The following is a 25,247-nucleotide window of genomic DNA, read 5'->3' as shown; positions in this document are numbered from 1 at the left end:
AGTGCGGCATCATCCCTGATGCCGGATAAAATCAAAATCAGAATTTTTCCCAATTATCATTGCCTGGCGGCAGCGCTTTTTTACTCGCCCCTGCCAGCGGGGCTTTTGGAATAAGCGTTGATTTTGCCGCCGTCGCCGGGTGTGAATATTGCTCGGAAAGTTGGAACAAGGCGATAGTCTGGTTCAGCACCGCCGCCTGCTCTTCCAGTGACAATGCCGCCGAAGAGGCCTGCTCGACCAATGCCGCATTCTGCTGAGTCACGCTGTCCATTTCCGAGACCGCCTGCGCGACCTGAGCGATCCCCTTGCTTTGCTCTTCCGATGCGGAAGCGATTTCACCCATAATATCGGTTACGTTCGTCACCGCCCGGACAATTTCCTGCATGGTATTCCCGGCATCTTCAACCAGATGAGAACCGCTATCCACGCATCTTACCGAGTCTGAAATCAGCCCTTCAATCTCTTTGGCCGCCTGCGCGCTGCGCTGCGCCAGGCTGCGCACTTCCCCCGCCACCACGGCAAATCCGCGTCCCTGCTCACCCGCGCGCGCGGCTTCGACCGCCGCGTTGAGCGCCAGAATATTGGTTTGGAAAGCAATACCGTTTATCACCGTCGTAATCTCGGCGATTTTCCGCGAACTGCCGGAAATCTCCGCCATGGTTTTCACCACGTTGCCGACAATATCGCCCCCTTTCTTCGCCGTCGTTGAGGCTTGTAAAGCCAACTGGCTGGCATGGTTGGCGTTTTCGGCGTTCTGTTTCACCGTTGCCGTTAACTGTTCCATGCTGGCGGCGGTTTCTTCCAGAGCCGAAGCCTGCTGCTCGGTACGTGATGACAGATCGTTATTGCCAGAGGCGATTTCCGAAGCCCCCTGATAAATAGAATCCGTGCTATTTCTAATCGTGCTGACCGTGTTCGCCAGGCTGGTTTGCATTTCACGCAACAGCGGAAATAATTTACCGACGCAGTTACGGCCGAAATCAATAATTGGCTTGCCTAACTGACCGGATGCAATCACGCTGAAGTGATCGCGCAAATCATTCAATGGCCGCACCAGACACATCACCAGATAACGATCGGTCAGAAACAGCAGCATCAACCCAATAATCAAACCGGCCAGCAAAATGTTCTGACCAATGGCGGTAATCTGTTCAAAGCGGGTTCCAGCGGCGGAAAACTGCTCTGAACCGGCCTTATTGAACGCCGTTAACGACGCGCCGAACTGACGACTCAGCGGCGGAACAACATTTTTCGCCTGATTCTGATAATCATCAAATTCGTTTGCCGCGGCTTTTTGGTATAAAGGTTCAACGCCCTGGGTAATCAGGTTATTCCAGTCACGGCTCACCGCCTGCACCAGCGCATCGTCCAGCCCTGCGTGGTCTATGCCATTAAACGCCGCCAAATCCGCTTTTAAGGTATTAAGCGCATTCAAAGAAGATGCCTGCTCTCTGTCCGCCGCTTCATTATCGCCGTTGCGACGTGCATCAACGGCGCGAGCCAGGCGCGTCACCATGCGAAAATATTGATCGTTGCCCTGATTAACAAAATTCATATTTTGCACCAGGAGGCTACTGGTCTTGGACGTTGTCGTCATCTCTTTGAAAGAAAACATGGTGTATATCGACACGCCGCCCCAGAGCACACAGAAAGTGCCAAGCACCCATAGCATGGCCGTTCTGATGGCAATGTTCTTTAAAAATTTCATGGTTCACTCCGAACTAAACACACATAAAAGGACATTTTCATCGTCATTCAACAATGAAACACAGAAATTCATGCCAACAAGATATGTCACCTTTATCTGGCGCTAACGTTCCGTTATGTTGAAAACAGATAAAATCACGTTAACTAAATCGACAAAGTTCAGAGAACATTTAGAGTCAGGGCGGTTCTTATGCTCATTTATTTTCTATTCTGTGAACAATTTCATAACTCGCCATACACATAATTTTTTAAGTTTAAAGAGATTACGTTAAAAAATTTAATCACCAAGGGTCGCCAGCCGGAGCGACAACTGGAAAATGCGTATCAGCAAAATACCCGCCACAATTTACCGATGCTTACCGATACGAGTTTCTCATGCCGGGCGCGTCTGCTATTATTAGCCGATAAGTGGGTAAAACACGGCATCATACCATTAAGAATCAAGAGGTTATTCAATTCATGGCACTCATAGGAATTTTCTTTGGCAGTGACACTGGCAATACCGAGAACATTGCCAAGACGATCCAACAGCAACTGGGAACCGACGTTGCCGAAGTTCATGACATCGCCAAAAGCAGCAAAGAAGATCTTGAAGCGTTCGATATTTTATTGCTCGGTATCCCTACCTGGTACTACGGGGAAGCGCAGTGCGACTGGGATGACTTTTTCCCTACGCTGGAAGAGATCGACTTCAGCGGTAAACTGGTTGCCTTGTTCGGCTGCGGCGATCAGGAAGACTATGCCGAGTACTTCTGTGACGCCATGGGCACCATCCGCGATATCATTGAACCGCATGGCGCGACGATTATTGGACACTGGCCGACGGAAGGGTATTACTTTGAAGCCTCTAAAGGTCTGGCTGATGACAACCACTTCATCGGTTTGGCCATCGACGAAGATCGTCAACCCGAACTGACCAGCGAGCGCGTTACAGCCTGGGTAAAACAGATCGGCGACGAACTGAATCTGAAAGAACTGGTAGGCTGAGCCGATTCTCTGGCTCTGATGACACTCTCGTCAGAGCCAGATTGATAGAAAAAACCTCTCATAAAAATTGATACATTTTTTTAACTTCTCCTTATAAGTATGTACAATACCCACATCGGTTCTGTGCGTTCATTGAACGTTCCTCATTTACCAACAATACATTGCATGGTACACCTGTAGTGTATGTGGAAATAATATTGTTAACATTCCATGGTTTTCATTTTGAATGCGCAGTTCTATAATTGGGACGTTATTACATTTTTTGAGCCGACCGATGACATAGGCTAGGTAGCCTCCATTGATAAGTAAGCAACAGGACTAAATCCGCATGACTGACAACAACATCGCATTAAAGAAGGCCGGCCTGAAAGTCACTCTTCCAAGACTGAAAATTCTGGAAGTGTTGCAGGACCCGGAGTGCCATCACGTCAGTGCGGAAGATTTATATAAGAAACTGATTGATATGGGTGAAGAGATTGGTCTGGCGACCGTCTACCGCGTACTGAATCAGTTTGATGATGCGGGGATCGTAACCCGTCATAATTTTGAAGGCGGTAAATCCGTTTTTGAACTGACGCAGCAGTATCATCATGACCATCTGATTTGTCTGGATTGTGGCAAAGTGATTGAATTCCGTGACGAATATATCGAAGCACGCCAACGCGAAATAGCGGAAAGACACGGTATCAAGTTGACCAACCACAGTTTGTATCTGTATGGCCATTGCAGTGAAGGGGATTGCCGTGAAGACGAAACCCTGCACGATGCAAGAAGATAAATCGACCGCATAAAAAATCGCCTGAAGCGATTTTCAGACCATTGACATAGCCTGTTATTAGGGAGAGCGTGGCGAGGGGCCGTAGCGGTGTAAGCCGCCGACAAATTTGCCAGGAGCAAATTTGAACAGCATTTATGCTGGCCCGCAGGGTGGGGCACAAGGATGTGTCCCATAATGGCCCCTCGGTACGGTAGGCCCGGGTATCTCAGGCTTACGGACGACTTTGTCAGCAACCTCTTTTCAACGTCGCTTGCGACGACCCGTAGGGTGACGGACTTCCTGTCCGTCATAAAATAAAACCGCCGAGGCGGTTTTATTTTTGGTTTACTCTGCAAGCCAATCCCGCTATCACCCCACCCAGGTATCCCGCAGGCCTACCGTGCGATTAAACACCAGATGTTGCGCGCTGGAATAAACCCGATCGGCGCAGAAGTAGCCTTCGCGCTCAAACTGATACGCTTTTTCCGCTTCCGCCTGCGCCAGACTCGCCTCAACGAATCCCTGCACCACTTTCAGCGATTCCGGGTTGATGGTTGACAGGAAATCATCCGCCGCCGCCGGATTGGCGACGCTAAACAGACGATCGTACAAGCGGAACTCCGCCGGCAACGCATGCGCTACGGACACCCAGTGAATCACGCCTTTTACCTTGCGGCCATCAGCCGGATCTTTACTTAAGGTATCCGGATCGTAGCGACAGTAGATGGCGGTGATGGCGCCCTGCTCGTCTTTATCAATATGTTCCGCTTTAATCACATAAGCGTTACGCAGACGAACCTCTTTACCCAGCACCAGACGCTTATACTGTTTATTGGCTTCCTCACGGAAATCAGCGCGATCGATATACACCTCGCGGCTGAATGCAACCTGACGGGATCCCATTTCCGGTTTATTCGGATGATTCGGCATCGTCACCCACTCTTCATGATCGGCGGGCAAGTTTTCAATCACCACTTTCACCGGGTCAAGAACCGCCATGGCGCGCGGCGCATTTTCATTCAGATCGTCACGAATACAGGATTCCAGCGCGGCCATTTCAACGTTGTTATCCTGCTTGGTAATACCGATGCGAACGCAGAATTCACGGATAGACGCGGCGCTGTAACCGCGACGACGCAAACCGGAAATGGTCGGCATCCGCGGATCGTCCCACCCCTCGACAATCTTCTCGGTTACCAGTTGGTTCAGCTTACGCTTGGACATAATGGCGTATTCGAGATTAAGACGTGAGAACTCATACTGCCGCGGATGGCAAGGTATGGTGATGTTATCCAATACCCAATCATACAGACGGCGATTATCCTGAAACTCCAGCGTACACAAAGAGTGCGTCACGCCTTCCAGCGCATCGGAAATACAGTGGGTAAAATCATACATCGGATAGATGCACCACTTATTTCCCGTTTGGTGATGTTCGGCAAACTTAATCCGATACAAAACCGGATCGCGCATCACCATAAACGACGAGGCCATATCAATCTTGGCGCGCAGACAAGCCGTTCCCTCGGCGAAGCCGCCGTTACGCATTTTTTCAAACAGCGTCAGGTTTTCCTGCACGCTACGATCGCGGTACGGGCTATTTTTGCCCGGCGCCGTCAGCGTGCCGCGATATTCACGGATCTGCTCCGGCGTCAATTCATCAACGTAGGCCAGCCCTTTGCTAATCAGTTCAACCGCATACTGATGCAGTTGATCGAAATAATCGGAGGAATAACGAACCTCGCCGCTCCATGAGAACCCCAACCATTTAACGTCGCGTTTGATTGACTCAACGTATTCAATATCTTCTTTTACCGGATTGGTATCGTCAAAACGCAGGTTGCATTGCCCGTTGTAGTCCTGGGCAATGCCAAAGTTCAGACAGATGGATTTCGCATGCCCGATATGAAGATAGCCGTTAGGCTCCGGCGGAAAACGCGTCTGAATATGGTCATGCTTACCGGATGCCAGATCTTCATCAATAATCTGACGGATAAAGTTGGTTGGGCGGGCTTCAGCCTCACTCATGCTTGCTTCCTCAATGCTAAAACGACATATAACCGCCAATGATCCAACAAGCTACGCCGGGAAACAACCGTTAGTTTCATTAAAAAACAAAAACGGGATGAGATAACGATCCCATCCCGCAAATTTCCTTTCCACCGCGTTAGCCGCGCGCGATGGAAAGCCTGAGCCAGCCTTACTCTGCGCTGACTTTCTTCAGCGCGGACGCTAGCGACTCAGCCTGAGTGCCGACCACAATCTGCACATTCTGCTTATTCAGCCGAATGACCCCCGCCGCGCCCAGTCGCTTGGCCAAGCCTTCATCAACCTGACCGGAGTCGACCACGTTCAACCGCAGGCGAGTGATACAGGCATCGATGCCCAGCAGATTGTCTTTACCGCCCAGAGCCTGCAAATAGCCCCGGGCCAGCGTGAGGGCGTCGCCGGATGACGACGTGGCCGTTGCGGCATTCACATCATAGCCATCCGCTTCGCTGCCGCTTACCGCCAGTTCGCGTCCCGGGGTCAGCAAATTGAAACGCGTGATGGTGAAACGAAACGCCAAATAGTAAACGACGAAGAACGCCAAACCCTGCGGTATCAGCATATACCACTGCGTTGCCAGCGGATTACGCGACGACAGCATCATATCCACCAGTCCGGCGCTGAAGCCGAAACCGGCAATCCAATGCATGCTGGCCGCAATAAACACCGATAGCCCGGTGAGCAACGCGTGCAGGACATAGAGCACCGGCGCCACAAACATAAAGGAGAACTCCAGCGGCTCAGTGATGCCGGTAAAGAATGAAGCAAAAGCCGCGGCAATCATAATCCCGGCGACCTTGCTTTTGTTTTCCGGGCGCGAACAGTGATAAATGGCCAACGCCGCCCCCGGTAGACCAAACATCATAATCGGGAAGAACCCGGCCTGATAACGACCGGTAATGCCGACCACGGCTTTACCGGCTTCGATAGACTGCTGCCCGGCCAGGAAATTAGGAATATCGTTAATTCCGGCGACATCAAACCAGAACACCGAGTTCAGCGCATGATGCAGACCGACAGGGATCAACAAGCGGTTGAAGAACGCATAAACCCCGGCGCCCACTGAGCCTAGCTGCTGAATAGACTCACCAAAAGCGACCAGTGCGTTATAAATAACCGGCCACACATACATCAGAATGAACGCAACCAGGATCATCAGGAACGAGGTAAGAATAGGCACCAGGCGGCGTCCGCTAAAAAACGACAGCGCTTTCGGCAACTCAACCTGGCTAAAACGGTTATACAGCTCTGCGGAAATAACCCCGACCAAAATACCGATAAACTGGTTTTCGATCTTACCAAACGCGGCAGGCACCTGATCCAGTGGAATTTTTTGAATCATCGCCACCGCCGCCGGCGAGCAGAGCGTGGTCAGAACCAGGTATCCGACAAAACCGGTTAATGCCGCGGCGCCGTCTTTATCTTTCGACATGCCATAGGCGACCCCCACTGCAAACAGCACCGCCATATGTTCAATAATGGCGGCGCCTGATTTAATAAATAGCGCGGCCAACGCATTTTCACTCCCCCAGCCGATCGGATCGATCCAGTAGCCGACCCCCATCAGGATGGCGGCAGCGGGCAGCGTGGCGACGGGCACCATCAACGCCCGACCTATTTTTTGTAAATAGCTAAGAATACTCACCTTTTCCTCTCTTTCCCTTATGGGACCCAAAACTGCCAGTCATACGTGCTCACTGCCGGGTAAAACCACTGTGGGTGGCTTTGGCATGGAGTGTAAGAAAAATATTTCGCTACGCAAATTAAACCCTAACATTATGTGATATCAATCACTAAAAAACCGCATATGAAAATTTTATATCTGAATAAAACCCCAACTTATTTCAAGATAAAAAAAAACAGGCTACACTGGCGCTCCGTTCTATTTCAGTATCGAAACGCGCCAATCGCACGATTTAGCCCGATACTTAATTTTACCGCTATCGAATAATCAGGAGACCACTGATGAGATTGATTCCTCTAACCACCCCGACGGAAGTCGGTAAATGGGCCGCCCGTTATATCGCCCGAAAAATTAACGACTTCAACCCCAGCGCCACCCGTCCTTTTGTCCTCGGTCTTCCCACCGGCAGTTCGCCGCTGGAAGCGTATAAGGCGCTGGTCGCGCTGCATAAAGCCGGACAGGTGAGCTTTAAGCATGTAGTGACCTTCAATATGGATGAATATGTCGGCCTGCCCAGCGATCACCCTGAAAGCTACCGCAGCTTTATGCATCAGAATTTTTTCAATCACGTTGATATTCCGCAGGAAAACATTAACCTGTTGAATGGCAACGCGGAGGACATTGCAGCGGAGTGTCGCCGCTACGAAGAGAAAATCCAGTCTTACGGTAAGATCCATCTGTTCATGGGGGGGGTTGGAAATGACGGACATATTGCCTTCAATGAACCTGCATCTTCTTTAGCTTCCCGGACTCGTATCAAAACCCTGACGGAAGAGACTCGCCTCGCCAACTCGCGTTTCTTTGGCGGCGACGTTAATCTGGTGCCTAAATTTGCCCTGACGGTTGGCGTTGGTACGCTGCTGGATGCCGAAGAAGTGATGATCCTGGTCACCGGACGCAACAAAGCACAGGCATTGCAGGCGGCGGTAGAAGGAAATGTGAACCATATGTGGACCATCAGTTGCCTGCAACTTCATGCTAAAGCCGTGATGGTATGCGACGAGCCTTCCACCATGGAGCTGAAAGTCAAAACCGTTAAATATTTCCGTGAGTTAGAAACGGAAAATATGAAAAATCTTTAATCTGTAGCCGGGAGTTGATGATGTACGCTTTAACAAATGGCCGGATCTACACCGGCCACCAGGTGCTTGATAATCATGCCGTGGTGATTGCCGATGGTCTGATAGAAAATGTTTGCCCCATTAGCGACCTGCCGGCCGGGCTGGAAAAACATGACCTCGGCGGGGCGCTGCTCGCTCCCGGATTTATTGATTTACAGCTGAACGGCTGCGGTGGCGTTCAGTTCAATGACTCGCTGGAATCCATTTCAGTCCAGACGCTGGAAACCATGCATCAGGCTAATCTGAAGTCGGGATGCACCAGTTTTTTACCTACGCTGATTACCTCCAGCGACGAATTTATGAAACATAGCGTGGAAGTCATGCGCGCCTATCTGGCGCAGAACCAGCATCAGGCGCTGGGTCTGCACCTCGAAGGGCCTTGGTTGAACGTGATAAAAAAAGGCACGCATAATGCGGCGTTTATTCGTCAACCGACAGCGGAGCTGGTGGACTTTCTGTGCAAAAACGCCGATGTCGTCAGCAAAATCACGCTCGCCCCGGAAAAAGTGTCATCCGTGGTGATCCGTCAGTTGGTCGAGGCCGGCATCGTGGTGTCCGCCGGACACTCCAACGCCACCTGGAAACAGGCCAAACAAGGCTTTGCCGCCGGCATCCGTTTTGCCACCCACCTGTTTAATGCCATGCCTTACCTGACCGGCCGCGAGCCAGGCCTGGTCGGCGCGGTGTATGATGCGCCGGAAATCTACTGCGGTATTATTGCCGATGGTTTACACGTTGACTGGGCCAATCTCCGTATCAGCAAACGGATCAAAGGTGAAAAACTGGTTCTGGTGACTGACGCAACCGCGCCGGCCGGCGCGGATATTGACCAGTTCATTTTTGCCGGTAAAACCATATACTATCGCGACGGCCTGTGCGTGGATGAGAACGGCACACTCAGCGGTTCTGCCCTCACGATGATAGAAGCGGTACGCAATTGTGTGGAACAGGCAGGTATCCCGCTGGATGAAGCGCTCAGAATGGCAACGCTTTATCCGGCGCGGGCCATCGGCACAGACAAACGGCTGGGCAGCATTGAAAGCGGTAAAGTGGCTAATTTGACCGTATTTGATCGTAATTATCACATTCTCAAAACTTTTGTTGGCGGCAACGACATGTTAACGGCGACAAAGAATTGACCACAGACGAGTGACTTTTTAATGACCACAGGCGGACAAGCTCAGATAGGGAATGTTGATCTGGTTAAACAATTGAACAGTGCGGTCGTGTATCGTCTGATTGATCAACAAGGCCCCATTTCACGGATACAGATTGCGGAACAGAGCCAGCTTGCTCCCGCCAGCGTCACTAAAATCACCCGTCAACTGCTGGAGCGCGGGTTAATCAAAGAGGTTGACCAACAGGCTTCAACCGGCGGCAGACGCGCTATTTCCATTGTTACCGAAACGCGTTCGTTTCATACCATTGCCGTTCGTCTCGGGCGCTATGACGCCACCATCGCGCTATACGATTTGCAGGGAAAAGCCTTGGGCGAAGCGCACTACAACCTGCCGGAGAAAACCCAGGAAACGCTGGAAACCGCCCTTTTTAAAGCCATCAGTCATTTTATTGAGCACTATCGGCACCGTATCCGTGAATTGATCGCCATTGCAGTGGCTTTGCCTGGCCTGGTCGATCCCCTTGCCGGCGTGGTTCGTTATATGCCGCATATCGACGTCAACGACTGGCCGCTGGTCGACCATATTCAGCGCCGTTTCCATGTGACCAGCTTTGTCGGGCATGATATTCGCAGTCTGGCGCTGGCTGAACATTACTTCGGGGTAACGCACGACTCGCTGGATTCGATTCTGGTGCGCGTTCACCGCGGCACCGGCGCCGGTATTCTGGTTAACGGACAGATATTTCTCGGCAATAACGGCAACGTCGGGGAAATCGGACATATTCAGATTGATCCGCTGGGGGAACGATGCCACTGCGGCAATTTTGGCTGTCTGGAAACGGTGGTGGCCAATGCGGCTATCGAACAGCGGGTGCAACACTTATTGCAACAAGGTTATCCAAGTAAGATAACCGGAGATAACTGTACGATTTCAACGATATGCAAAGCCGCCAACCGGGGCGATATGCTCGCATGCGAAGTCATTGAACATGTCGGGCAATATCTGGGTAAAGCCGTATCGATCGCCATTAATCTCTTCAATCCGCAAAAGGTGGTGATTGCCGGTGAAATCACCGCGGCCGAAAAAATCCTGTTGCCCGCCATTCAGCGCTGCATCAATGCCCAAGTGCTGAAGGACTTTCGTAACAACCTGCCCGTGGAAGTCTCCAGCCTGAACCACCTCTCGGCGATTGGCGCCTTTGCGTTGGTAAAACGCGCCATGTTGAATGGCGTTTTGTTGCAATATCTGCTGGAAACGCAGTGATATCGGATTAATGCGCTAATGTCGGATTATCAAATCACTAAAAATCCGGCCATTCCACTCGATTAATTTGTCGATTATTCATCAAAATGCCATATAAATTATTCAAACATCATCAATATGGCTTTTTTCATTAGATGATATTGAATTCTTATGGCATTTTGATGCTAAATCATTGTCACTGACACGGCATTTGTAATCATGATGCAGAAAAAACGGAAGGCGATGTCGCTATCCGTGAATGACATCTGATTAATCTAAAACATCTAGGGAGTCATCCATGTGTTCTATCTTCGGTGTGCTTGATCTTAAGACCGATCCTGTTGAAATGCGTAAAAAAGCGCTGGAGTTATCACGCTTGATGCGCCACCGCGGGCCTGACTGGTCCGGTGTTTATGCCAGCGATAAAGCGATTCTGGCCCATGAGCGTCTGTCTATCGTCGACGTGAATACCGGCGCTCAGCCGTTATACAACGCGGCGCGTACCCACGTTCTGGCGGTTAACGGCGAAATTTATAACCATCAGGCATTGCGTCAGCAATATGGCGACCGCTATGCGTTCCAGACCGGCTCCGATTGCGAAGTTATCCTGGCCTTGTATCAGGAAAAAGGCCCGGAATTCCTGGATGACCTGCGCGGCATGTTTGCTTTCGCGCTCTACGACAGTGAAAAAGACGCTTACCTGATCGGCCGCGATCACTTAGGCATCATCCCGTTGTACATGGGTTACGATGAGCACGGCAACTTCTACGTGGCTTCAGAAATGAAAGCGCTGGTTCCGGTATGCCGCACGATTAAAGAGTTCCCGGCCGGCAGCTATCTGTGGAGCAAGGACGGAGAAATCCGTGAATACTATCACCGTGACTGGTTCGATTATGAAAATGTAAAAGATAACGAAACCGACGCCTATGCCCTGCGTGACGCGCTGGAAGAAGCGGTAAAAAGCCACCTGATGTCCGATGTGCCTTACGGCGTACTGCTCTCTGGCGGTCTGGATTCCTCGGTTATCTCCGCGATCACCAAAAAATACGCCGCACGCCGTGTTGAAGACGACGAGCGCAGCGAAGCCTGGTGGCCTCAGTTGCACTCTTTCGCCGTCGGCCTGGAAGGCGCCCCGGATTTAAAAGCGGCGCAGGAGGTGGCTAACCATCTGGGCACCGTCCACCATGAAATTCACTTTACGGTACAGGAAGGATTGGATGCGATTCGCGATGTGATTTATCACATTGAAACCTATGACGTGACCACTATCCGCGCCTCGACGCCGATGTATCTGATGTCTCGTAAAATCAAAGCGATGGGCATCAAGATGGTGCTGTCCGGCGAAGGCTCCGATGAAGTGTTCGGCGGCTATCTGTATTTCCACAAAGCGCCAAACGCCAAAGAGCTGCACGAAGAAACCGTGCGCAAATTGCTGGCGCTGCACCAGTACGACTGCGCCCGCGCCAACAAAGCGATGTCGGCCTGGGGCGTGGAAGCGCGTGTGCCTTTCCTGGATAAAAATTTCCTTGATGTGGCGATGCGCATCAACCCGCGCGACAAAATGTGCGGCAACGGCAAGATGGAAAAACACATCCTGCGCGAATGCTTTGAATCATACTTGCCGCACAGCGTCGCATGGCGTCAGAAAGAGCAATTCTCCGACGGCGTCGGCTATAGCTGGATTGATACGCTGAAAGAGGTTGCCGCTCAACAAGTTAGCGACCAACAGTTGGAAACCGCGCACTTCCGTTTCCCGTACAACACGCCGACCTCCAAAGAAGGCTATTTGTACCGTGAAATCTTTGAAGAGCTGTTCCCGGTGCCGAGCGCCGCAGAATGCGTGCCTGGCGGCCCATCGGTTGCCTGTTCTTCGGCGAAAGCCATTGAATGGGATGAATCCTTCAAAAAGATGGACGATCCGTCGGGTCGTGCGGTTGGCGTGCACCAGTCCGCATACTAATCCCGGTTTTGTTTTTCGTTATGCAACGGGCCTCGCAGGCCCGTTTTCGCCGTTTGATAGATTGGAAAAGCGGGCTTTTTGACGCTTTTCTCACCAGACTGTTCACAACCCAAACAAACGGCGGCAGGGAAGTCATTTTCGGGAAAAAATTTGTTGACGCAATTAGACCAACTACGCATAATGCGCCCCGCAACGCCGATGAAGGTGACGCGGAAAAGATGGCTACGTAGCTCAGCTGGTTAGAGCACAGCACTCATAATGCTGGGGTCACAGGTTCGATTCCCGTCGTAGCCACCATCTTTTGCGGGAGTGGCGAAATTGGTAGACGCACCAGATTTAGGTTCTGGCGCCGCAAGGTGTGCGAGTTCAAGTCTCGCCTCCCGCACCATTACTTTCACGGCTTGAGATTATTTTTTAAGCATGAATCCTGTATTGGGGTATCGCCAAGCGGTAAGGCACTGGTTTTTGATACCAGCATTCCCAGGTTCGAATCCTGGTACCCCAGCCATATTTAAGCGGGTAATGCTGAAAAAGTAATTGCACAATTGGGGTATCGCCAAGCGGTAAGGCACTGGTTTTTGATACCAGCATTCCCTGGTTCGAATCCAGGTACCCCAGCCATCTATTTGATGTTTAAAGATTTTTGTTGTAATATAACAAAAATGGCAGTACGATTTGGCTACGTAGCTCAGCTGGTTAGAGCACAGCACTCATAATGCTGGGGTCACAGGTTCGATTCCCGTCGTAGCCACCACATTTTTGGGGTATCGCCAAGCGGTAAGGCACCGGATTCTGATTCCGGCATTCCCAGGTTCGAATCCTGGTACCCCAGCCAAATAGAGAAGCCCGCTAACGCGGGCTTTTTTATATCCGAATATCGGCTGACTCTTGTACGACCTTCCTCTTTTTTCTGGTTGCAGCGACGTTGGCCGCGCTTGAAATCTCCCCGGTATCACGCCGTGCGACACGGCGCGGCAACAGAGACGTCATCAAACCCCGATGGCATATTTCAGCGCCTGCTGCTTTAATTTTCCGGCCCGCTGCGCGGCCATCAAGGCCAGATTGCGGATCAGGCTCACCGGCGGCAACGCATTACTGAAAGCGTAGTAAAACAAGTCCATCCCGCTTTGCATCAGCAGATTATCAGGCATGCGACGACACTGGTAACGACGTAATACAGACTCTGAATGCCAGCTCTCGCCGGCATCCCGGGCATTGTTCAGCACATCCAGCAAAGCTTCCACATCCCGGTAGCCGAGATTCACCCCCTGCCCCGCCAGCGGATTGATCGTATGGGCCGCATCCCCCAGCAATACCAACCCCTGCTGAACATACCGTTGCGCATGACGCCGCACCAGCGGAAACGAACCGGCAGACAGCGATTTAACCGCCCCCAGACGCGCCGGGAAGGCAGCCGCAATCTCTTTGTCCAACTGTGTTAACGGCATAGCCTGAAGCTGACGGATCTTCTGAGGGCTGTCATACCATACCAGCGATCCCCAGCGGTCAAAAAGCGGCAAAAACGCACGCGGGCCGGCCGGCGTAAATTGTTGCCAGGTAACATCCTGCTGCGGCGATGGCATCTCAACGCTTATCAACATACAGGACTGACGATATTGCCAACCCCGGATGCCGATCCCCGCCTGCCGCCGTACCTGGGAATTAGCCCCGTCAGCGCCGATCACCAGTTGCGCCGTCAGGCGCTGCCCATCATCAAGCTGAACGCTCCAGCCTTCTTCCGTCTGTCGCAGGCTTTTCAAATTGGCCGGACAATAGCATTGGCACTGTTCCACTTCACGCAGACATGACCAGAGCGCCAGTTGCAATACCCGGTTCTCAACCATAAAACCCAGCTCGGGCAAAGGGATATCCGCCGCGTCAAACACCACGCGGGCATTATCCCATTCCCAGGTTTCCAAACGGCGATAGGGCGCGCTACGCATCTGCTGAACCCGTTGCCAGGCGCCCAATTGCTTTAACAGGGCGACGGACGCATACCCGATCGCCGAAATGCGCAGGTCAGGCGGACTGGCCGCATCAAACGGCGCAGGCTGTTCATGTTCAATCACGGCCACCCGAAACCCGTTCCGGGCCAGCCCCAGTGCCGCAGCTGCCCCCACCATGCCGCCCCCGACGACGATCACATCATAATGCATTCTGGTTTTGTCCCTATCCGGCTATGCTTATCAACAGCGATAAAAACAGTGTACTGGATTTCAACCGACTATTTCACCCAAGCCGGGTTTAATAAATGCGAAGGCGTTTATAAAAACGTAAAGTTTGTGGACGCTGGTCACCACGGCGGCAAAAGATTACAATACGCGCCCCGAGTAAAGGGAAAGCTTTCTTACCCGCACTGAGTAATGGCAAGTCGATGACAAAAAAACTGCATATTAAAACCTGGGGCTGTCAGATGAATGAATACGATTCATCCAAGATGGCTGACTTACTGGGAAGTACGCACGGTTATGAACTAACCGAGGTCGCGGAAGAGGCCGATGTTTTGCTGCTGAATACCTGTTCTATCCGTGAAAAAGCGCAGGAGAAGGTCTTCCATCAACTTGGCCGCTGGAAAGCGCTGAAAGATATCAACCCGAATCTGATTATCGGCGTCGGTGGCTGTGTGGCTTCACAGGAAGGCGCGCACATCCGCGAACGCGCGCACTATGTCGATGTGATTTTCGGCCCTCAGACATTACACCGTCTGCCGGAAATGATTAATCACGTCCAGGGCACCCGCAGCCCGGTCGTGGACATCAGCTTCCCTGAAATTGAGAAGTTTGACCGCCTGCCGGAGCCGAAAGCCGAAGGCCCGACGGCGTTCGTCTCCATTATGGAAGGCTGTAATAAATACTGTACCTTCTGCGTTGTGCCCTATACGCGCGGCGAAGAAGTCAGCCGCCCGTGCGATGACGTGCTGTTTGAAATCGCGCAATTGGCGGAGCAAGGGGTACGCGAAGTGAACCTGCTGGGGCAGAACGTCAACGCTTACCGCGGCGCCACCTACAACGGCGACATCTGTTCATTCGCGGAACTGCTGCGTCTGGTGGCGGCCATTGACGGTATCGACCGCATTCGTTTCACCACCAGTCACCCGATTGAATTTACCGACGACATCATCAGCGTTTACGAAGATACGCCGGAACTGGTGAGCTTCCTGCACTTGCCGGTGCAAAGCGGCTCCGATCGCGTGTTGACCATGATGAAACGTCGTCATACCACGCTCGAATACAAGTCGATTATCCGCAAGCTGCACAACGCGCGCCCCGGAATTCAGATAAGCTCTGACTTTATTATCGGTTTCCCCGGCGAAACCCAGGCCGACTTTGAACAAACCATGAAGCTGATTGCCGATGTGAATTTCGACATGAGCTTTAGCTTTATTTATTCCGCGCGCCCGGGCACGCCGGCGGCGGACATGGTCGACGATGTTCCTGAAGAAGAGAAAAAACAGCGTCTGTACATCCTGCAAGAGCGTATCAGCCAGCAGGCAATGCAATACAGCCGTCGTATGCAGGGAACCATTCAGCGTATTCTGGTGGAAGGCACATCGCGTAAGAGCGTGATGGAGCTGTCCGGCCGCACGGAGAACAACCGCGTGGTCAACTTTGAAGGCACGCCCGACATGATCGGTAAATTCGTCGATGTGGAAATCGTTGACGTTTACCCCAACTCATTACGCGGTATCGTGGTGCGTACCGAAGACCAGATGAATCTACGCGTTCATGAGTCCCCTTCCGACGTCATCGCGCGTACCCGTAAAGAGAACGAAATCGGGGTTGGCATCTACCAGCCTTAATTGACGTCACACCGGACGACATCTTGATTATGGGTGGCATTGCCACCCTTTTTTTGCGAATAGCTACCCCAATATCGGTATTGCGACTTGCGCCAATTGTCATTAGCGATAAATAATTCATGAATATGGCGCATAAAAAATCGCGCAATCCGATACCGGTCTGATAACCCCAAGAGGAATAATTTGAACCTAACGACAAAAGAAATTGCCCTTGAACCCGCGGACAACCATCGTCTGCTCAGCCTCTGCGGCCCGTTTGACGACAACATAAAACAACTGGAGCGCCGTTTAGGCATCGAAATCAACCGGCGGGATAATACATTCAAGCTGTCAGGCAAAGCGCTTTGCGTCGAGGCCGCCGCCGATATCCTGCAACGTCTGTATGTTGATACCGCGCCGGTACGCGGCGCGATTGGCGACATTGAACCCGAGCAAATTCACCTCGCGATTAAAGAATCGCGCGTGCTGGAACAATCGGCCGAAAGCGTGCCGGATTACGGTAAGGCGATTAACATCCGTACCAAACGTGGCGTGATTAAACCGCGTACGCCCAATCAGGCGCAATATATTGCCAATGTGCTCGACCACGACATTACCTTTGGCGTAGGCCCGGCGGGTACGGGGAAAACCTATCTGGCCGTGGCGGCGGCGGTTGATGCGCTTGAACGTCAGGAAATACGCCGTATTTTGCTGACGCGTCCCGCCGTTGAAGCCGGGGAAAAGCTGGGGTTTCTGCCCGGCGATCTGAGCCAGAAGGTCGATCCTTATCTGCGTCCGCTGTATGACGCGCTGTTTGAAATGTTGGGGTTCGAGCGGGTCGAAAAGCTAATCGAACGTAATGTGATCGAAGTCGCGCCCCTGGCTTACATGCGTGGCCGTACCTTGAACGATGCATTTATTATTCTGGATGAAAGCCAGAATACCAGCATTGAACAAATGAAAATGTTCCTGACCCGCATCGGGTTTAACTCCAAAGCGGTGATCACCGGCGACGTCACGCAGATTGATTTGCCGCGTAACCAGAAATCGGGCCTGCGTCATGCCATTGAAGTGCTGGCCGAGGTCGAGGAAATCAGCTTTAACTTCTTCAACAGCGAAGATGTAGTGCGCCACCCGGTCGTCGCACAGATTGTCAATGCTTATGAAGCCTGGGAGCTTGCCGATCAGAAACGCAAAGATGCCCTGGCGGAACAGCGTAAGCGCGAAGCACAGGCGGCGTCAGAACAGGAACACAAATGAGTCAGGTCATTCTCGATTTACAAATCGCCAGCGAACCGCGTCAGGGATTACCTGACGAAAAGGATTTCCAACGCTGGCTGGAAGGGGTGTTGCCCCAGTTTCAGGCGGTTGCAGAGGTGACGATCCGTATCGTCGACGAAGCGGAAAGCCACCACCTGAATCACACCTATCGGGGTAAAGACAAGCCGACCAACGTGCTGTCCTTTCCGTTTGAGGCGCCGCCGGAAGTTGAACTGCCGCTGTTGGGCGATTTAATCATTTGTCGCCAGGTGGTTGAACAGGAAGCGGCTGAACAACAAAAGACGCTGGAGGAGCACTGGGCACATATGGTTGTCCATGGTAGTCTGCATCTGCTAGGTTATGATCATATCGAAGACGGCGAAGCGGAAGAAATGGAAGCGCTGGAAACGGAGATTATGCAGAGTATGGGGTATTCCGATCCCTATCTTGCAGAAAAAGATAACCTTGCCGAATACGAATAAATAGATAATTCTGTTTTTACCCAATAGCCATTTTCCACGTCAGTCAGGCTGCACCACGTTGATTTCCAACCTGCTGATAATTATTCATTAACATGAGTGATATTATTAAAACGCCATGAGCGACGACCATTCTCAAAACAGCGATAGCCCCAGTCCCAAGAAGGGTTTCTTTTCTCTTATTCTCAATCAGCTTTTTCATGGCGAACCCAAAGATCGTAACGATCTGCTGACGCTCATCCGTGATTCGGAACAGAACGAACTGATTGATCCGGAAACCCGCGATATGCTTGAAGGCGTGATGGATATCGCTGAACAGCGCGTGCGTGACATCATGATCCCACGTTCGCAGATGATTACCCTGAAACACAATCAAACGCTGGAAGAGTGCCTGGATGTCATTATCGAATCCGCGCATTCCCGTTTTCCGGTCATCAGCGAAGATAAAGATCATATCGAAGGCATTCTGATGGCCAAAGACTTGCTGCCTTTTATGCGCAGCAATTCTGAACCGTTCAGCATGGATAAAGTGCTCCGCTCCGCCGTAGTGGTGCCCGAGAGCAAGCGCGTTGACCGGATGCTGAACGAATTCCGCTCCCTGCGTTACCATATGGCCATCGTGATTGACGAATTTGGCGGCGTCTCCGGTCTGGTCACCATTGAAGACATTCTTGAATTGATCGTCGGTGAAATTGAAGACGAATACGACGACGAAGAAGACCGGGATATCCGTCAGCTTAACCGCCATACCTACACGGTGCGCGCGCTCACCGATATTGAAGACTTCAATGAGGCGTTCGGCACCCAGTTCAGCGACGAAGAGGTTGACACCATTGGCGGCTTAATCATGCAGTCTTTCGGGCATCTGCCCGCCCGTGGGGAAACCATTGAAATAGAAGGTTACCTATTTAAAGTCGCCATGGCCGACAGCCGCCGTATCATTCAGGTACACGTCAGGATCCCTGACCATTCGCCTCAACCGCATTTGGAAGACTGAATCAACAATGGCTGTAGCCTCTCTACTTCAACGCCAGCAGGTTCGCGCCCTGCTGGCGCTCTTGCTCGGCGCTTTCGGCACGCTGGCGTTTTCTCCCTTTGATTTCTGGCCGGCCGCGCTGATTTCCTTGATGGGATTGCAGGCGCTGACGCTGAATCGCACGGTGCGCCAGTCAGCCTGGCTTGGTTTCAGTTGGGGATTCGGCCTGTTCGGCAGCGGGGTAAACTGGGTCTATGTCAGCATCGCGCAGTTTGGCGGCATGCCCGGGCCGATCAATATCGCGCTGGTGATACTGCTGGCCGCCTATCTGGCGCTCTATCCTTTGCTCTTCTCCGCGATGCTCTCACGCGTGTGGCCTAAAACCACTTGGTGGCGGTTAGCGATTGCCGCGCCGGTGCTATGGCAGGTGACTGAATTTCTGCGCGGATGGGTGCTCACCGGTTTTCCGTGGCTCCAGTTTGGTTACAGCCAGATTAACGGGCCGCTGAAAGGCATTGCGCCGATTCTGGGTGTCGATGCCATTACTTTCCTACTGGTTAGCATCAGCGGCTTGCTGACTTTCGCGCTGCATCAGCGCAGGATCGGGCCGGCGGTCATCGCCCTTGCGCTGCTGGCGCTGCCATGGCCGCTGCGTAATATTCAGTGGTTCACCCCGCTGCCTGAACGCGAGGTGAATGTAGCCCTGGTACAGGGAAATATTCCTCAGGCGTTGAAGTGGGATCCGGATCAGTTACGCAACACGCTAAACGTTTATCTGAACAACACCCTGCCTTATGCAGATAAAGCCTCGATTATTATCTGGCCTGAATCAGCCGTTCCCGATGTCGAAAACCATCAGGGAGCTTATCTTACCCAGGTTGATGAGCTGCTGCGCCGCCGCAATAGCAGTCTGGTCACCGGCATTGTTGATACGCGTCGCAATGGCGCGCAGTATGACTATTACAACAGCATTATCGTGCTGGGTGACCAAACCCCGTACCGCTACCCGACCAGTAACCGTTACAACAAACATCATCTGGTGCCGTTCGGCGAGTTTGTCCCGCTGGAGACGCTGCTGCGCCCGATCGCTCCGCTTTTCGATTTGCCGATGTCCTCTTTCAGCCGCGGCAATTATCTCCAACCACAGTTGAATGTTAACGGCTATAAGCTGACGCCAGCCATCTGTTATGAAATTATTCTCGGCCAGCAAATGCGGGATAACTTCCGTGAAGACACCGATATGCTGTTAACCATTTCGAACGACGCCTGGTTCGGTCACTCTATCGGACCGTGGCAGCACTTCCAGATGGCGCGGATGCGCGCGCTGGAATTAGGCCGCCCGTTGATTCGCGGCACCAACAATGGCGTGACCGCGGTGATCGCGCCTGACGGCGAAATCAGCGCCAGCCTGCCGCAGTTTACCCGCGCGGTACTGGATACCCGCATCGTTCCCACTTCCGGGCTTACGCCCTATGCGCGTTTCGGTTCCTGGCCGCTGTGGGCGATTAGCCTGCTCGGCGGCTTTTTCGCCATTATCTTCAGCCTGCGCCGCCGTTAGCCTCTTCTCCCCCCACTCAAGGCATGTTAACGCATGCCTTTATGCTTTCATTTTCCAAGTCACCTCCGTCGTTCCCCTTTCACGCGACGGCGGAATCGCTCAGTCGCCGACTGGTCGCGCCTTGATGCCTATCAGGTATAGTTATTAACTGGCATGTGTTTTGCTTATTTCTATTATTGTAAATGATTGTCTCAACGTTTTTTGCCGTTTCGCACTGAAAAAGCACGCTTTCAGAGCAAACGCCGCACCATGTTTGTGCATATGGGCTTTATTGCCGCCATTTGGTGCGGAGTGACTCGCAAAAAACAAACATTTCGACATCAATCTATTTACAATAAGCTACTTTTTAACAGTATACATCGTTACGTCGCTCTTTAGCGGTGCATGATTTTGGTACCGCGGAAGTAGCAGAACGTCAGCATTGATTTAGCGGCACGATTTTAGATATACAACTACAGATCCACAATTACAGCGCCATAACTACAGCAAAGGAGTTAGAACATGCAAATGCGTAAACTGGCACTATCACTGCTTCTGCTCGGCACCACAGCCAGCCTGGCGGCTCAGGCCGAAGAACTGACGGGTACGCTGAAAAAAGTAAAAGATAATGGCGTTATCGTTATCGGCCACCGTGAATCATCCGTTCCTTTTTCTTATTACGATAACCAACAAAAAGTCGTCGGTTACTCGCAGGCCTATTCGGATCAAATCGTAGAAGCCATCAAGACGAAACTGGATGCGCCTAACCTGCAAGTCAAGCTGTTGCCTATCACGTCTCAAAACCGTATTCCACTCTTGCAGAACGGAACCTTCGATCTGGAATGTGGTTCGACGACCAATAACCTGGAACGTCAGAAACAGGCCGCTTTCTCCAACACGATTTTCGTTGTCGGTACGCGTCTGTTAACTAAAAAAGACTCCGGCATTAAAGACTTCCCTGACCTGGCGGGTAAAACCGTCGTCGTCACCTCCGGCACCACCTCTGAAGTTCTGTTGAATAAGCTGAACGATGAAAAACAGTTGAAGATGCGCATCATCAGCGCCAAAGACCATGGCGACTCTTTCCGTACGCTGGAAAGCAGCCGTGCCGTGGCCTTTATGATGGATGACGCGTTGCTGGCCGGTGAACGCGCCAAAGCCAGAAATGCCGATCAGTGGGATATCGTCGGCACCGCCCAGTCGGAAGAAGCTTACGGCTGTATGTTGCGTAAAGACGATCCTCAGTTCAAACAGCTGGTCGATGAAACCATCGCTTCAGTACAAACCTCCGGTGAAGCGGAAAAATGGTTTGATCGCTGGTTCAAACAACCCATTCCGCCAAGAGATCTCAATTTGAATTTCGAACTTTCTGACGAAATGAAAGCCCTGTTCAGCGCGCCAAATGATAAGGCTTTAAACTAATTAATAATGAGAATAAGGGCAGAACGCTCTGCCCTATGATTGCTGATTCGTGGCAGGACAGACGGACATGCGCTGGTCGTTCCCCAGCGCATGTTAATGCCCAATAGATTTCGAGATGCGGGAAGACAGGCAACACGCCTGCAACTTGCAAAATAACGGGTATATCGCCGCTCATCAATCTTCGGGGTAGCTTCGCTACCCTTTTTTTACCGGAGTTTGTTATGTCAATAGATTGGAACTGGGGCATATTCCTGCAAGCAGCCCCATTCGGCAACACCACCTATCTCGGGTGGATATTGTCCGGCCTGCAAGTCACAGTCACATTGTCTATTTGTGCCTGGATCATCGCGTTTTTCGTTGGATCTTTATTTGGTATTTTACGTACCGTTCCCAATCGCTTTCTTTCAGCCATCGGGACCTGCTACGTGGAATTATTCCGTAATGTGCCGCTGATCGTACAATTCTTTACCTGGTATCTGGTGGTGCCGGAACTGCTCCCCCCCGATATCGGAATGTGGTTTAAAGCTGAACTCGACCCCAATATCCAGTTCTTTTTATCGTCCATGATTTGTTTGGGCTTATTTACCGCCGCCCGCGTGTGCGAACAGGTTCGGGCAGGCATCCAGTCGCTGCCGAGCGGTCAAAAAGCCGCCGGGTTGGCAATGGGATTGACGCTGCCGCAGACCTACCGTTACGTCTTACTGCCTAACGCCTATCGCGTTGTTGTTCCGCCGCTCACATCGGAAATGCTCAACCTGGTCAAAAACTCCGCCATCGCCTCGACGATCGGGCTGGTGGATATGGCGGCGCAGGCTGGCAAACTGCTGGATTACTCCGCCCATGCGTATGAATCTTTCACCGCGATTACGCTGGCCTATGTCGGTATCAACGCAATCATTATGCTGATCATGCAGGTGGTAGAGCAAAAAACCCGTTTGCCGGGCAATATGGGGAGCAAATAAGCCATGTATGAATTTGACTGGAGCTCAATCGGGCCGAGCCTGCCCTACCTGTTACAAGGCATGGCGGTTACGCTAAAAATCACCGTTACCGCCGTGATCGTCGGTATCATCTGGGGAACGATTCTGGCGGTTATGCGGCTCTCGCCGCTAAAACCCATCAGTTGGTTCGCCAAGCTGTACGTTAACGTGTTCCGCTCCGTGCCATTGGTTATGGTGCTGTTGTGGTTCTATCTGGTGGTGCCGAGCTTATTACAAAATGTGCTTGGCCTGTCACCGAAAACAGATATTCGGTTAATTTCGGCTATGGTAGCCTTTTCATTATTTGAGGCGGCATATTACTCTGAAATTATCCGCGCAGGCATACTCAGCGTATCACGCGGGCAGTCATCCGCGGCATTGGCGCTGGGAATGACGCAGTGGCAATCCATGAAGCTGGTTATCCTGCCGCAGGCATTCCGCGCCATGGTTCCCCTGCTGCTGACGCAAGGTATTGTGCTGTTTCAGGATACATCGCTGGTTTACGTGCTCAGCCTGGCTGATTTCTTCCGTACGGCCTCCAGCATCGGCGAACGTGACGGCACGCAAGTTGAAATGATCCTGTTTGCCGGATTTATCTATTTCATTATCAGCATTAGCGCATCAATGCTGGTCAGTTACCTGAAAAAAAGGACGGTTTGATGATTTTCCTGAGAAATATTTCTAAATGGTATGGCCAATTTCAGGTGCTAACCGACTGCTCCACGGAAGTGAAGAAAGGCGAGGTGGTGGTGGTTTGCGGGCCTTCCGGCTCCGGTAAGTCTACCTTAATCAAAACCGTTAATGGCCTGGAGCCGATCCAAAAAGGCGAGATTGAAGTCAACGGTATCATCGTTAACGATAAAAAAACCAATCTGGCTCAGCTACGCTCGAAAGTAGGCATGGTTTTCCAACACTTTGAACTGTTTCCACATCTGTCCATCATCGAAAACCTGACGCTGGCGCAGATAAAAGTGCTGAAACGGAATCGCGAAGAAGCGAGGGTCAAAGCGCAAAAACTGCTGGAGCGCGTCGGGCTGTCGGTTCAGGCGAACAAATATCCCGGTCAGTTGTCCGGCGGGCAGCAACAGCGTGTGGCGATTGCCCGCGCGCTGTGCATGGATCCCATCGCGATGCTGTTTGACGAACCCACGTCGGCGCTGGATCCGGAAATGATCAACGAGGTGCTGGACGTTATGGTTGAACTGGCACAGGAAGGGATGACCATGATGGTGGTGACGCACGAAATGGGTTTTGCCCGCAAGGTGGCGCACCGGGTCATTTTTATGGATGAAGGAAAAATTATTGAAGATACGGCGAAAGACGATTTCTTCAATAATCCGCAGTCCGACCGAGCCAAGGATTTTCTGGCGAAAATCCTGCACTGATGTACAGAAAGCGTGCCTCAGGGCACGCTTTTTCATCAAACCATTACGGCTGGAAAGGCTGCCGGTGAAAAAGATCGTGTGAACATTTCGGGCAAAGCGGCAAAATTTCCGGCGTATAAAACGCGATATGATGGTGGCATTTTTCACACACCAGATTGCCTAATCCCACGACTTCACCGCTGTGATAGACGCCGTGATGGCTGACATCCTTAAAGATTTCACGCCATTCCAGCTGCGTTTTATCCGTAATATCCACCAGTTCCTGCCATAGACTCTCCTTGATGACCCGCATAAAAACGCTATCGGTAAATTCTTCCTGACTCTCGCCGTAGCTACGTGCGAACTCCTCCAGATCCCGCTGTACCGCCTGAATCACCTGCTCGATTTCTTTTTGCGTCAACGCCGAGCTTTCCTGCAATTTCTCCCGGGCGCTTTGTACCAGACCATCAATATCCCGTTCGCCATTATTCAGCCGGGCCGTCACTGAAGCCATTAATTCGCGATAGTAGCGGGCAACTTTACTCATGCTTCCTCCTGAATATGCCGGTTGAAATACGTTGCGCAACCATTCCTGGCGTCTGACCGATTCCCCTCTATTTTAGCCTATTTTCTTTTCACAACCGGTACTCCCCCTATATTTGAATGATTTTTATCCGTTTTCGCTTCACAGATCAGAAATATTCCTCAGGCGGGAACAGGGTGTTGTTGCCTCAGTCGCTTATCAGCTATGCTATGCGGATCTTTAGTTATGAATCAGAACACGCTACTGCCGTAGCCATTCTTTACTTAATAGGACCCCTGG

20 protein-coding genes and 6 tRNA genes are annotated in these 25,247 nt (G+C 51.7%); 21 read left to right on the top strand and 5 right to left on the bottom strand.

The features are described 5' to 3' along the window. Nucleotides 1–37: 37 nt before the first annotated feature. Nucleotides 38–1,708 carry a methyl-accepting chemotaxis protein gene (locus HOY33_RS08810; protein ID WP_172289834.1) on the bottom strand — a complete coding sequence of 557 codons (1,671 nt, stop codon included), beginning with the start codon at nucleotides 1,706–1,708 and terminating at the stop codon, nucleotides 38–40. Between the two features lie 458 nt (nucleotides 1,709–2,166). On the opposite strand from HOY33_RS08810, the gene fldA reads away from it, so the two are divergent. After that, complete coding sequence (gene fldA / locus HOY33_RS08805) at nucleotides 2,167–2,694, top strand: flavodoxin FldA (RefSeq protein ID WP_172289833.1); 528 nt, start codon at nucleotides 2,167–2,169, stop codon at nucleotides 2,692–2,694. A 328-nt stretch (nucleotides 2,695–3,022) separates the two neighbouring features. Beyond that, nucleotides 3,023–3,472, top strand: coding sequence for a ferric iron uptake transcriptional regulator (gene fur, locus HOY33_RS08800; RefSeq protein ID WP_172289832.1), 450 nt, complete (start codon nucleotides 3,023–3,025; stop codon nucleotides 3,470–3,472). Nucleotides 3,473–3,820: 348 nt separating this feature from the next. On the opposite strand, the gene glnS is transcribed toward fur, so the two are convergent. Then, nucleotides 3,821–5,479, bottom strand: coding sequence for a glutamine--tRNA ligase (glnS, locus tag HOY33_RS08795; RefSeq protein ID WP_172289831.1), 1,659 nt, complete (start codon nucleotides 5,477–5,479; stop codon nucleotides 3,821–3,823). 172 nt (nucleotides 5,480–5,651) lie between these two features. Then, nucleotides 5,652–7,145, bottom strand: coding sequence for an N-acetylglucosamine-specific PTS transporter subunit IIBC (nagE, locus tag HOY33_RS08790; protein ID WP_172289830.1), 1,494 nt, complete (start codon nucleotides 7,143–7,145; stop codon nucleotides 5,652–5,654). 320 nt (nucleotides 7,146–7,465) lie between these two features. Between nagE and nagB the strand changes: the two genes are divergently transcribed. The 10 genes from nagB (at nucleotide 7,466) to HOY33_RS08740 (ending at nucleotide 13,463) form a co-directional block, all read left to right on the top strand. Continuing rightward, a complete protein-coding gene (gene nagB, locus HOY33_RS08785) occupies nucleotides 7,466–8,266 on the top strand; it encodes a glucosamine-6-phosphate deaminase (protein WP_172289829.1) in 801 nt (266 codons plus the stop codon). A 20-nt stretch (nucleotides 8,267–8,286) separates the two neighbouring features. Beyond that, on the top strand, nucleotides 8,287–9,444 hold the full coding sequence (nagA, locus tag HOY33_RS08780; RefSeq protein WP_172289828.1) for an N-acetylglucosamine-6-phosphate deacetylase: 1,158 nt from the start codon (nucleotides 8,287–8,289) through the stop codon (nucleotides 9,442–9,444). A gap of 21 nt (nucleotides 9,445–9,465) precedes the next feature. After that, complete coding sequence (locus HOY33_RS08775; RefSeq protein ID WP_172289827.1) at nucleotides 9,466–10,689, top strand: ROK family protein; 1,224 nt, start codon at nucleotides 9,466–9,468, stop codon at nucleotides 10,687–10,689. A gap of 277 nt (nucleotides 10,690–10,966) precedes the next feature. Continuing rightward, nucleotides 10,967–12,628 carry an asparagine synthase B gene (gene asnB / locus HOY33_RS08770; protein ID WP_172289826.1) on the top strand — a complete coding sequence of 554 codons (1,662 nt, stop codon included), beginning with the start codon at nucleotides 10,967–10,969 and terminating at the stop codon, nucleotides 12,626–12,628. Nucleotides 12,629–12,848: 220 nt separating this feature from the next. After that, a tRNA-Met gene (locus HOY33_RS08765) sits at nucleotides 12,849–12,925 on the top strand. 6 nt (nucleotides 12,926–12,931) lie between these two features. After that, nucleotides 12,932–13,016, top strand: a tRNA-Leu gene (locus tag HOY33_RS08760). A 45-nt stretch (nucleotides 13,017–13,061) separates the two neighbouring features. Beyond that, nucleotides 13,062–13,136: transfer RNA gene (locus HOY33_RS08755), tRNA-Gln, on the top strand. Nucleotides 13,137–13,174: 38 nt separating this feature from the next. Beyond that, nucleotides 13,175–13,249 (top strand) — tRNA-Gln (locus HOY33_RS08750). A 56-nt stretch (nucleotides 13,250–13,305) separates the two neighbouring features. After that, nucleotides 13,306–13,382, top strand: a tRNA-Met gene (locus HOY33_RS08745). Between the two features lie 6 nt (nucleotides 13,383–13,388). Then, nucleotides 13,389–13,463, top strand: a tRNA-Gln gene (locus HOY33_RS08740). A gap of 154 nt (nucleotides 13,464–13,617) precedes the next feature. On the opposite strand, the gene ubiF is transcribed toward HOY33_RS08740, so the two are convergent. Further along, nucleotides 13,618–14,784, bottom strand: a complete 1,167-nt coding sequence (gene ubiF / locus HOY33_RS08735) for a 3-demethoxyubiquinol 3-hydroxylase (protein ID WP_172289825.1) — start codon at nucleotides 14,782–14,784, stop codon at nucleotides 13,618–13,620. A 218-nt stretch (nucleotides 14,785–15,002) separates the two neighbouring features. Here ubiF and miaB point away from each other — a divergent pair, with 218 nt between their 5' ends. From miaB to HOY33_RS08690, 9 genes are all read left to right on the top strand, one after another. Next, nucleotides 15,003–16,427 (top strand): tRNA (N6-isopentenyl adenosine(37)-C2)-methylthiotransferase MiaB, encoded by a 1,425-nt coding sequence (gene miaB, locus HOY33_RS08730; protein WP_172289824.1) that lies wholly within the window; start codon nucleotides 15,003–15,005, stop codon nucleotides 16,425–16,427. Between the two features lie 183 nt (nucleotides 16,428–16,610). Next, complete coding sequence (locus HOY33_RS08725) at nucleotides 16,611–17,666, top strand: PhoH family protein (RefSeq protein ID WP_172289823.1); 1,056 nt, start codon at nucleotides 16,611–16,613, stop codon at nucleotides 17,664–17,666. Continuing rightward, a complete protein-coding gene (ybeY, locus tag HOY33_RS08720) occupies nucleotides 17,663–18,148 on the top strand; it encodes an rRNA maturation RNase YbeY (RefSeq protein ID WP_172289822.1) in 486 nt (161 codons plus the stop codon). Before HOY33_RS08725 ends, ybeY begins: the two co-directional genes overlap by 4 nt. A gap of 115 nt (nucleotides 18,149–18,263) precedes the next feature. Next, entirely contained in the window at nucleotides 18,264–19,142 is an 879-nt protein-coding gene (corC, locus tag HOY33_RS08715) for a CNNM family magnesium/cobalt transport protein CorC (protein WP_172289821.1), read from the top strand. Nucleotides 19,143–19,149: 7 nt separating this feature from the next. Beyond that, on the top strand, nucleotides 19,150–20,679 hold the full coding sequence (gene lnt / locus HOY33_RS08710) for an apolipoprotein N-acyltransferase (RefSeq protein WP_172289820.1): 1,530 nt from the start codon (nucleotides 19,150–19,152) through the stop codon (nucleotides 20,677–20,679). 501 nt (nucleotides 20,680–21,180) lie between these two features. Next, on the top strand, nucleotides 21,181–22,080 hold the full coding sequence (locus HOY33_RS08705) for an amino acid ABC transporter substrate-binding protein (protein WP_172289819.1): 900 nt from the start codon (nucleotides 21,181–21,183) through the stop codon (nucleotides 22,078–22,080). 221 nt (nucleotides 22,081–22,301) lie between these two features. After that, nucleotides 22,302–23,042 carry an amino acid ABC transporter permease gene (locus HOY33_RS08700; protein WP_172289818.1) on the top strand — a complete coding sequence of 247 codons (741 nt, stop codon included), beginning with the start codon at nucleotides 22,302–22,304 and terminating at the stop codon, nucleotides 23,040–23,042. A gap of 3 nt (nucleotides 23,043–23,045) precedes the next feature. Beyond that, on the top strand, nucleotides 23,046–23,720 hold the full coding sequence (gene gltK / locus HOY33_RS08695) for a glutamate/aspartate ABC transporter permease GltK (RefSeq protein ID WP_172289817.1): 675 nt from the start codon (nucleotides 23,046–23,048) through the stop codon (nucleotides 23,718–23,720). After that, on the top strand, nucleotides 23,720–24,445 hold the full coding sequence (locus HOY33_RS08690; protein ID WP_172289816.1) for an amino acid ABC transporter ATP-binding protein: 726 nt from the start codon (nucleotides 23,720–23,722) through the stop codon (nucleotides 24,443–24,445). The genes gltK and HOY33_RS08690 overlap by 1 nt, the downstream gene beginning before the upstream one ends. Before the next feature lie 43 nt (nucleotides 24,446–24,488). Here HOY33_RS08690 and HOY33_RS08685 read toward each other — a convergent pair whose 3' ends face one another. After that, complete coding sequence (locus tag HOY33_RS08685) at nucleotides 24,489–24,971, bottom strand: zinc ribbon-containing protein (RefSeq protein ID WP_172289815.1); 483 nt, start codon at nucleotides 24,969–24,971, stop codon at nucleotides 24,489–24,491. Nucleotides 24,972–25,247 lie beyond the last annotated feature (276 nt).

Source organism: Brenneria sp. hezel4-2-4 (genome assembly GCF_013155275.1).
Classification (GTDB): Bacteria; Pseudomonadota; Gammaproteobacteria; order Enterobacterales; family Enterobacteriaceae; genus Brenneria.
The sequence above is the reverse complement of the archived record's forward strand: the minus strand, read 5'-3'. Positions and strand labels throughout refer to the sequence as shown.

What these genes read in the sequence shown, in the direction of transcription:
- HOY33_RS08690 (WP_172289816.1), top strand. Translation starts at nt 23,720, where the DNA reads ATGATTTTCCTGAGAAATATTTCTAAATGGTATGGCCAATTTCAGGTG.
- ubiF (WP_172289825.1), bottom strand. Translation starts at nt 14,784, where the DNA reads ATGCATTATGATGTGATCGTCGTCGGGGGCGGCATGGTGGGGGCAGCT.
- fur (WP_172289832.1), top strand. Translation starts at nt 3,023, where the DNA reads ATGACTGACAACAACATCGCATTAAAGAAGGCCGGCCTGAAAGTCACT.
- HOY33_RS08775 (WP_172289827.1), top strand. Translation starts at nt 9,466, where the DNA reads ATGACCACAGGCGGACAAGCTCAGATAGGGAATGTTGATCTGGTTAAA.
- nagA (WP_172289828.1), top strand. Translation starts at nt 8,287, where the DNA reads ATGTACGCTTTAACAAATGGCCGGATCTACACCGGCCACCAGGTGCTT.
- glnS (WP_172289831.1), bottom strand. Translation starts at nt 5,479, where the DNA reads ATGAGTGAGGCTGAAGCCCGCCCAACCAACTTTATCCGTCAGATTATT.
- ybeY (WP_172289822.1), top strand. Translation starts at nt 17,663, where the DNA reads ATGAGTCAGGTCATTCTCGATTTACAAATCGCCAGCGAACCGCGTCAG.
- asnB (WP_172289826.1), top strand. Translation starts at nt 10,967, where the DNA reads ATGTGTTCTATCTTCGGTGTGCTTGATCTTAAGACCGATCCTGTTGAA.
- lnt (WP_172289820.1), top strand. Translation starts at nt 19,150, where the DNA reads ATGGCTGTAGCCTCTCTACTTCAACGCCAGCAGGTTCGCGCCCTGCTG.
- fldA (WP_172289833.1), top strand. Translation starts at nt 2,167, where the DNA reads ATGGCACTCATAGGAATTTTCTTTGGCAGTGACACTGGCAATACCGAG.
- HOY33_RS08685 (WP_172289815.1), bottom strand. Translation starts at nt 24,971, where the DNA reads ATGAGTAAAGTTGCCCGCTACTATCGCGAATTAATGGCTTCAGTGACG.
- HOY33_RS08810 (WP_172289834.1), bottom strand. Translation starts at nt 1,708, where the DNA reads ATGAAATTTTTAAAGAACATTGCCATCAGAACGGCCATGCTATGGGTG.
- miaB (WP_172289824.1), top strand. Translation starts at nt 15,003, where the DNA reads ATGACAAAAAAACTGCATATTAAAACCTGGGGCTGTCAGATGAATGAA.
- corC (WP_172289821.1), top strand. Translation starts at nt 18,264, where the DNA reads ATGAGCGACGACCATTCTCAAAACAGCGATAGCCCCAGTCCCAAGAAG.
- HOY33_RS08705 (WP_172289819.1), top strand. Translation starts at nt 21,181, where the DNA reads ATGCAAATGCGTAAACTGGCACTATCACTGCTTCTGCTCGGCACCACA.
- nagB (WP_172289829.1), top strand. Translation starts at nt 7,466, where the DNA reads ATGAGATTGATTCCTCTAACCACCCCGACGGAAGTCGGTAAATGGGCC.
- HOY33_RS08700 (WP_172289818.1), top strand. Translation starts at nt 22,302, where the DNA reads ATGTCAATAGATTGGAACTGGGGCATATTCCTGCAAGCAGCCCCATTC.
- gltK (WP_172289817.1), top strand. Translation starts at nt 23,046, where the DNA reads ATGTATGAATTTGACTGGAGCTCAATCGGGCCGAGCCTGCCCTACCTG.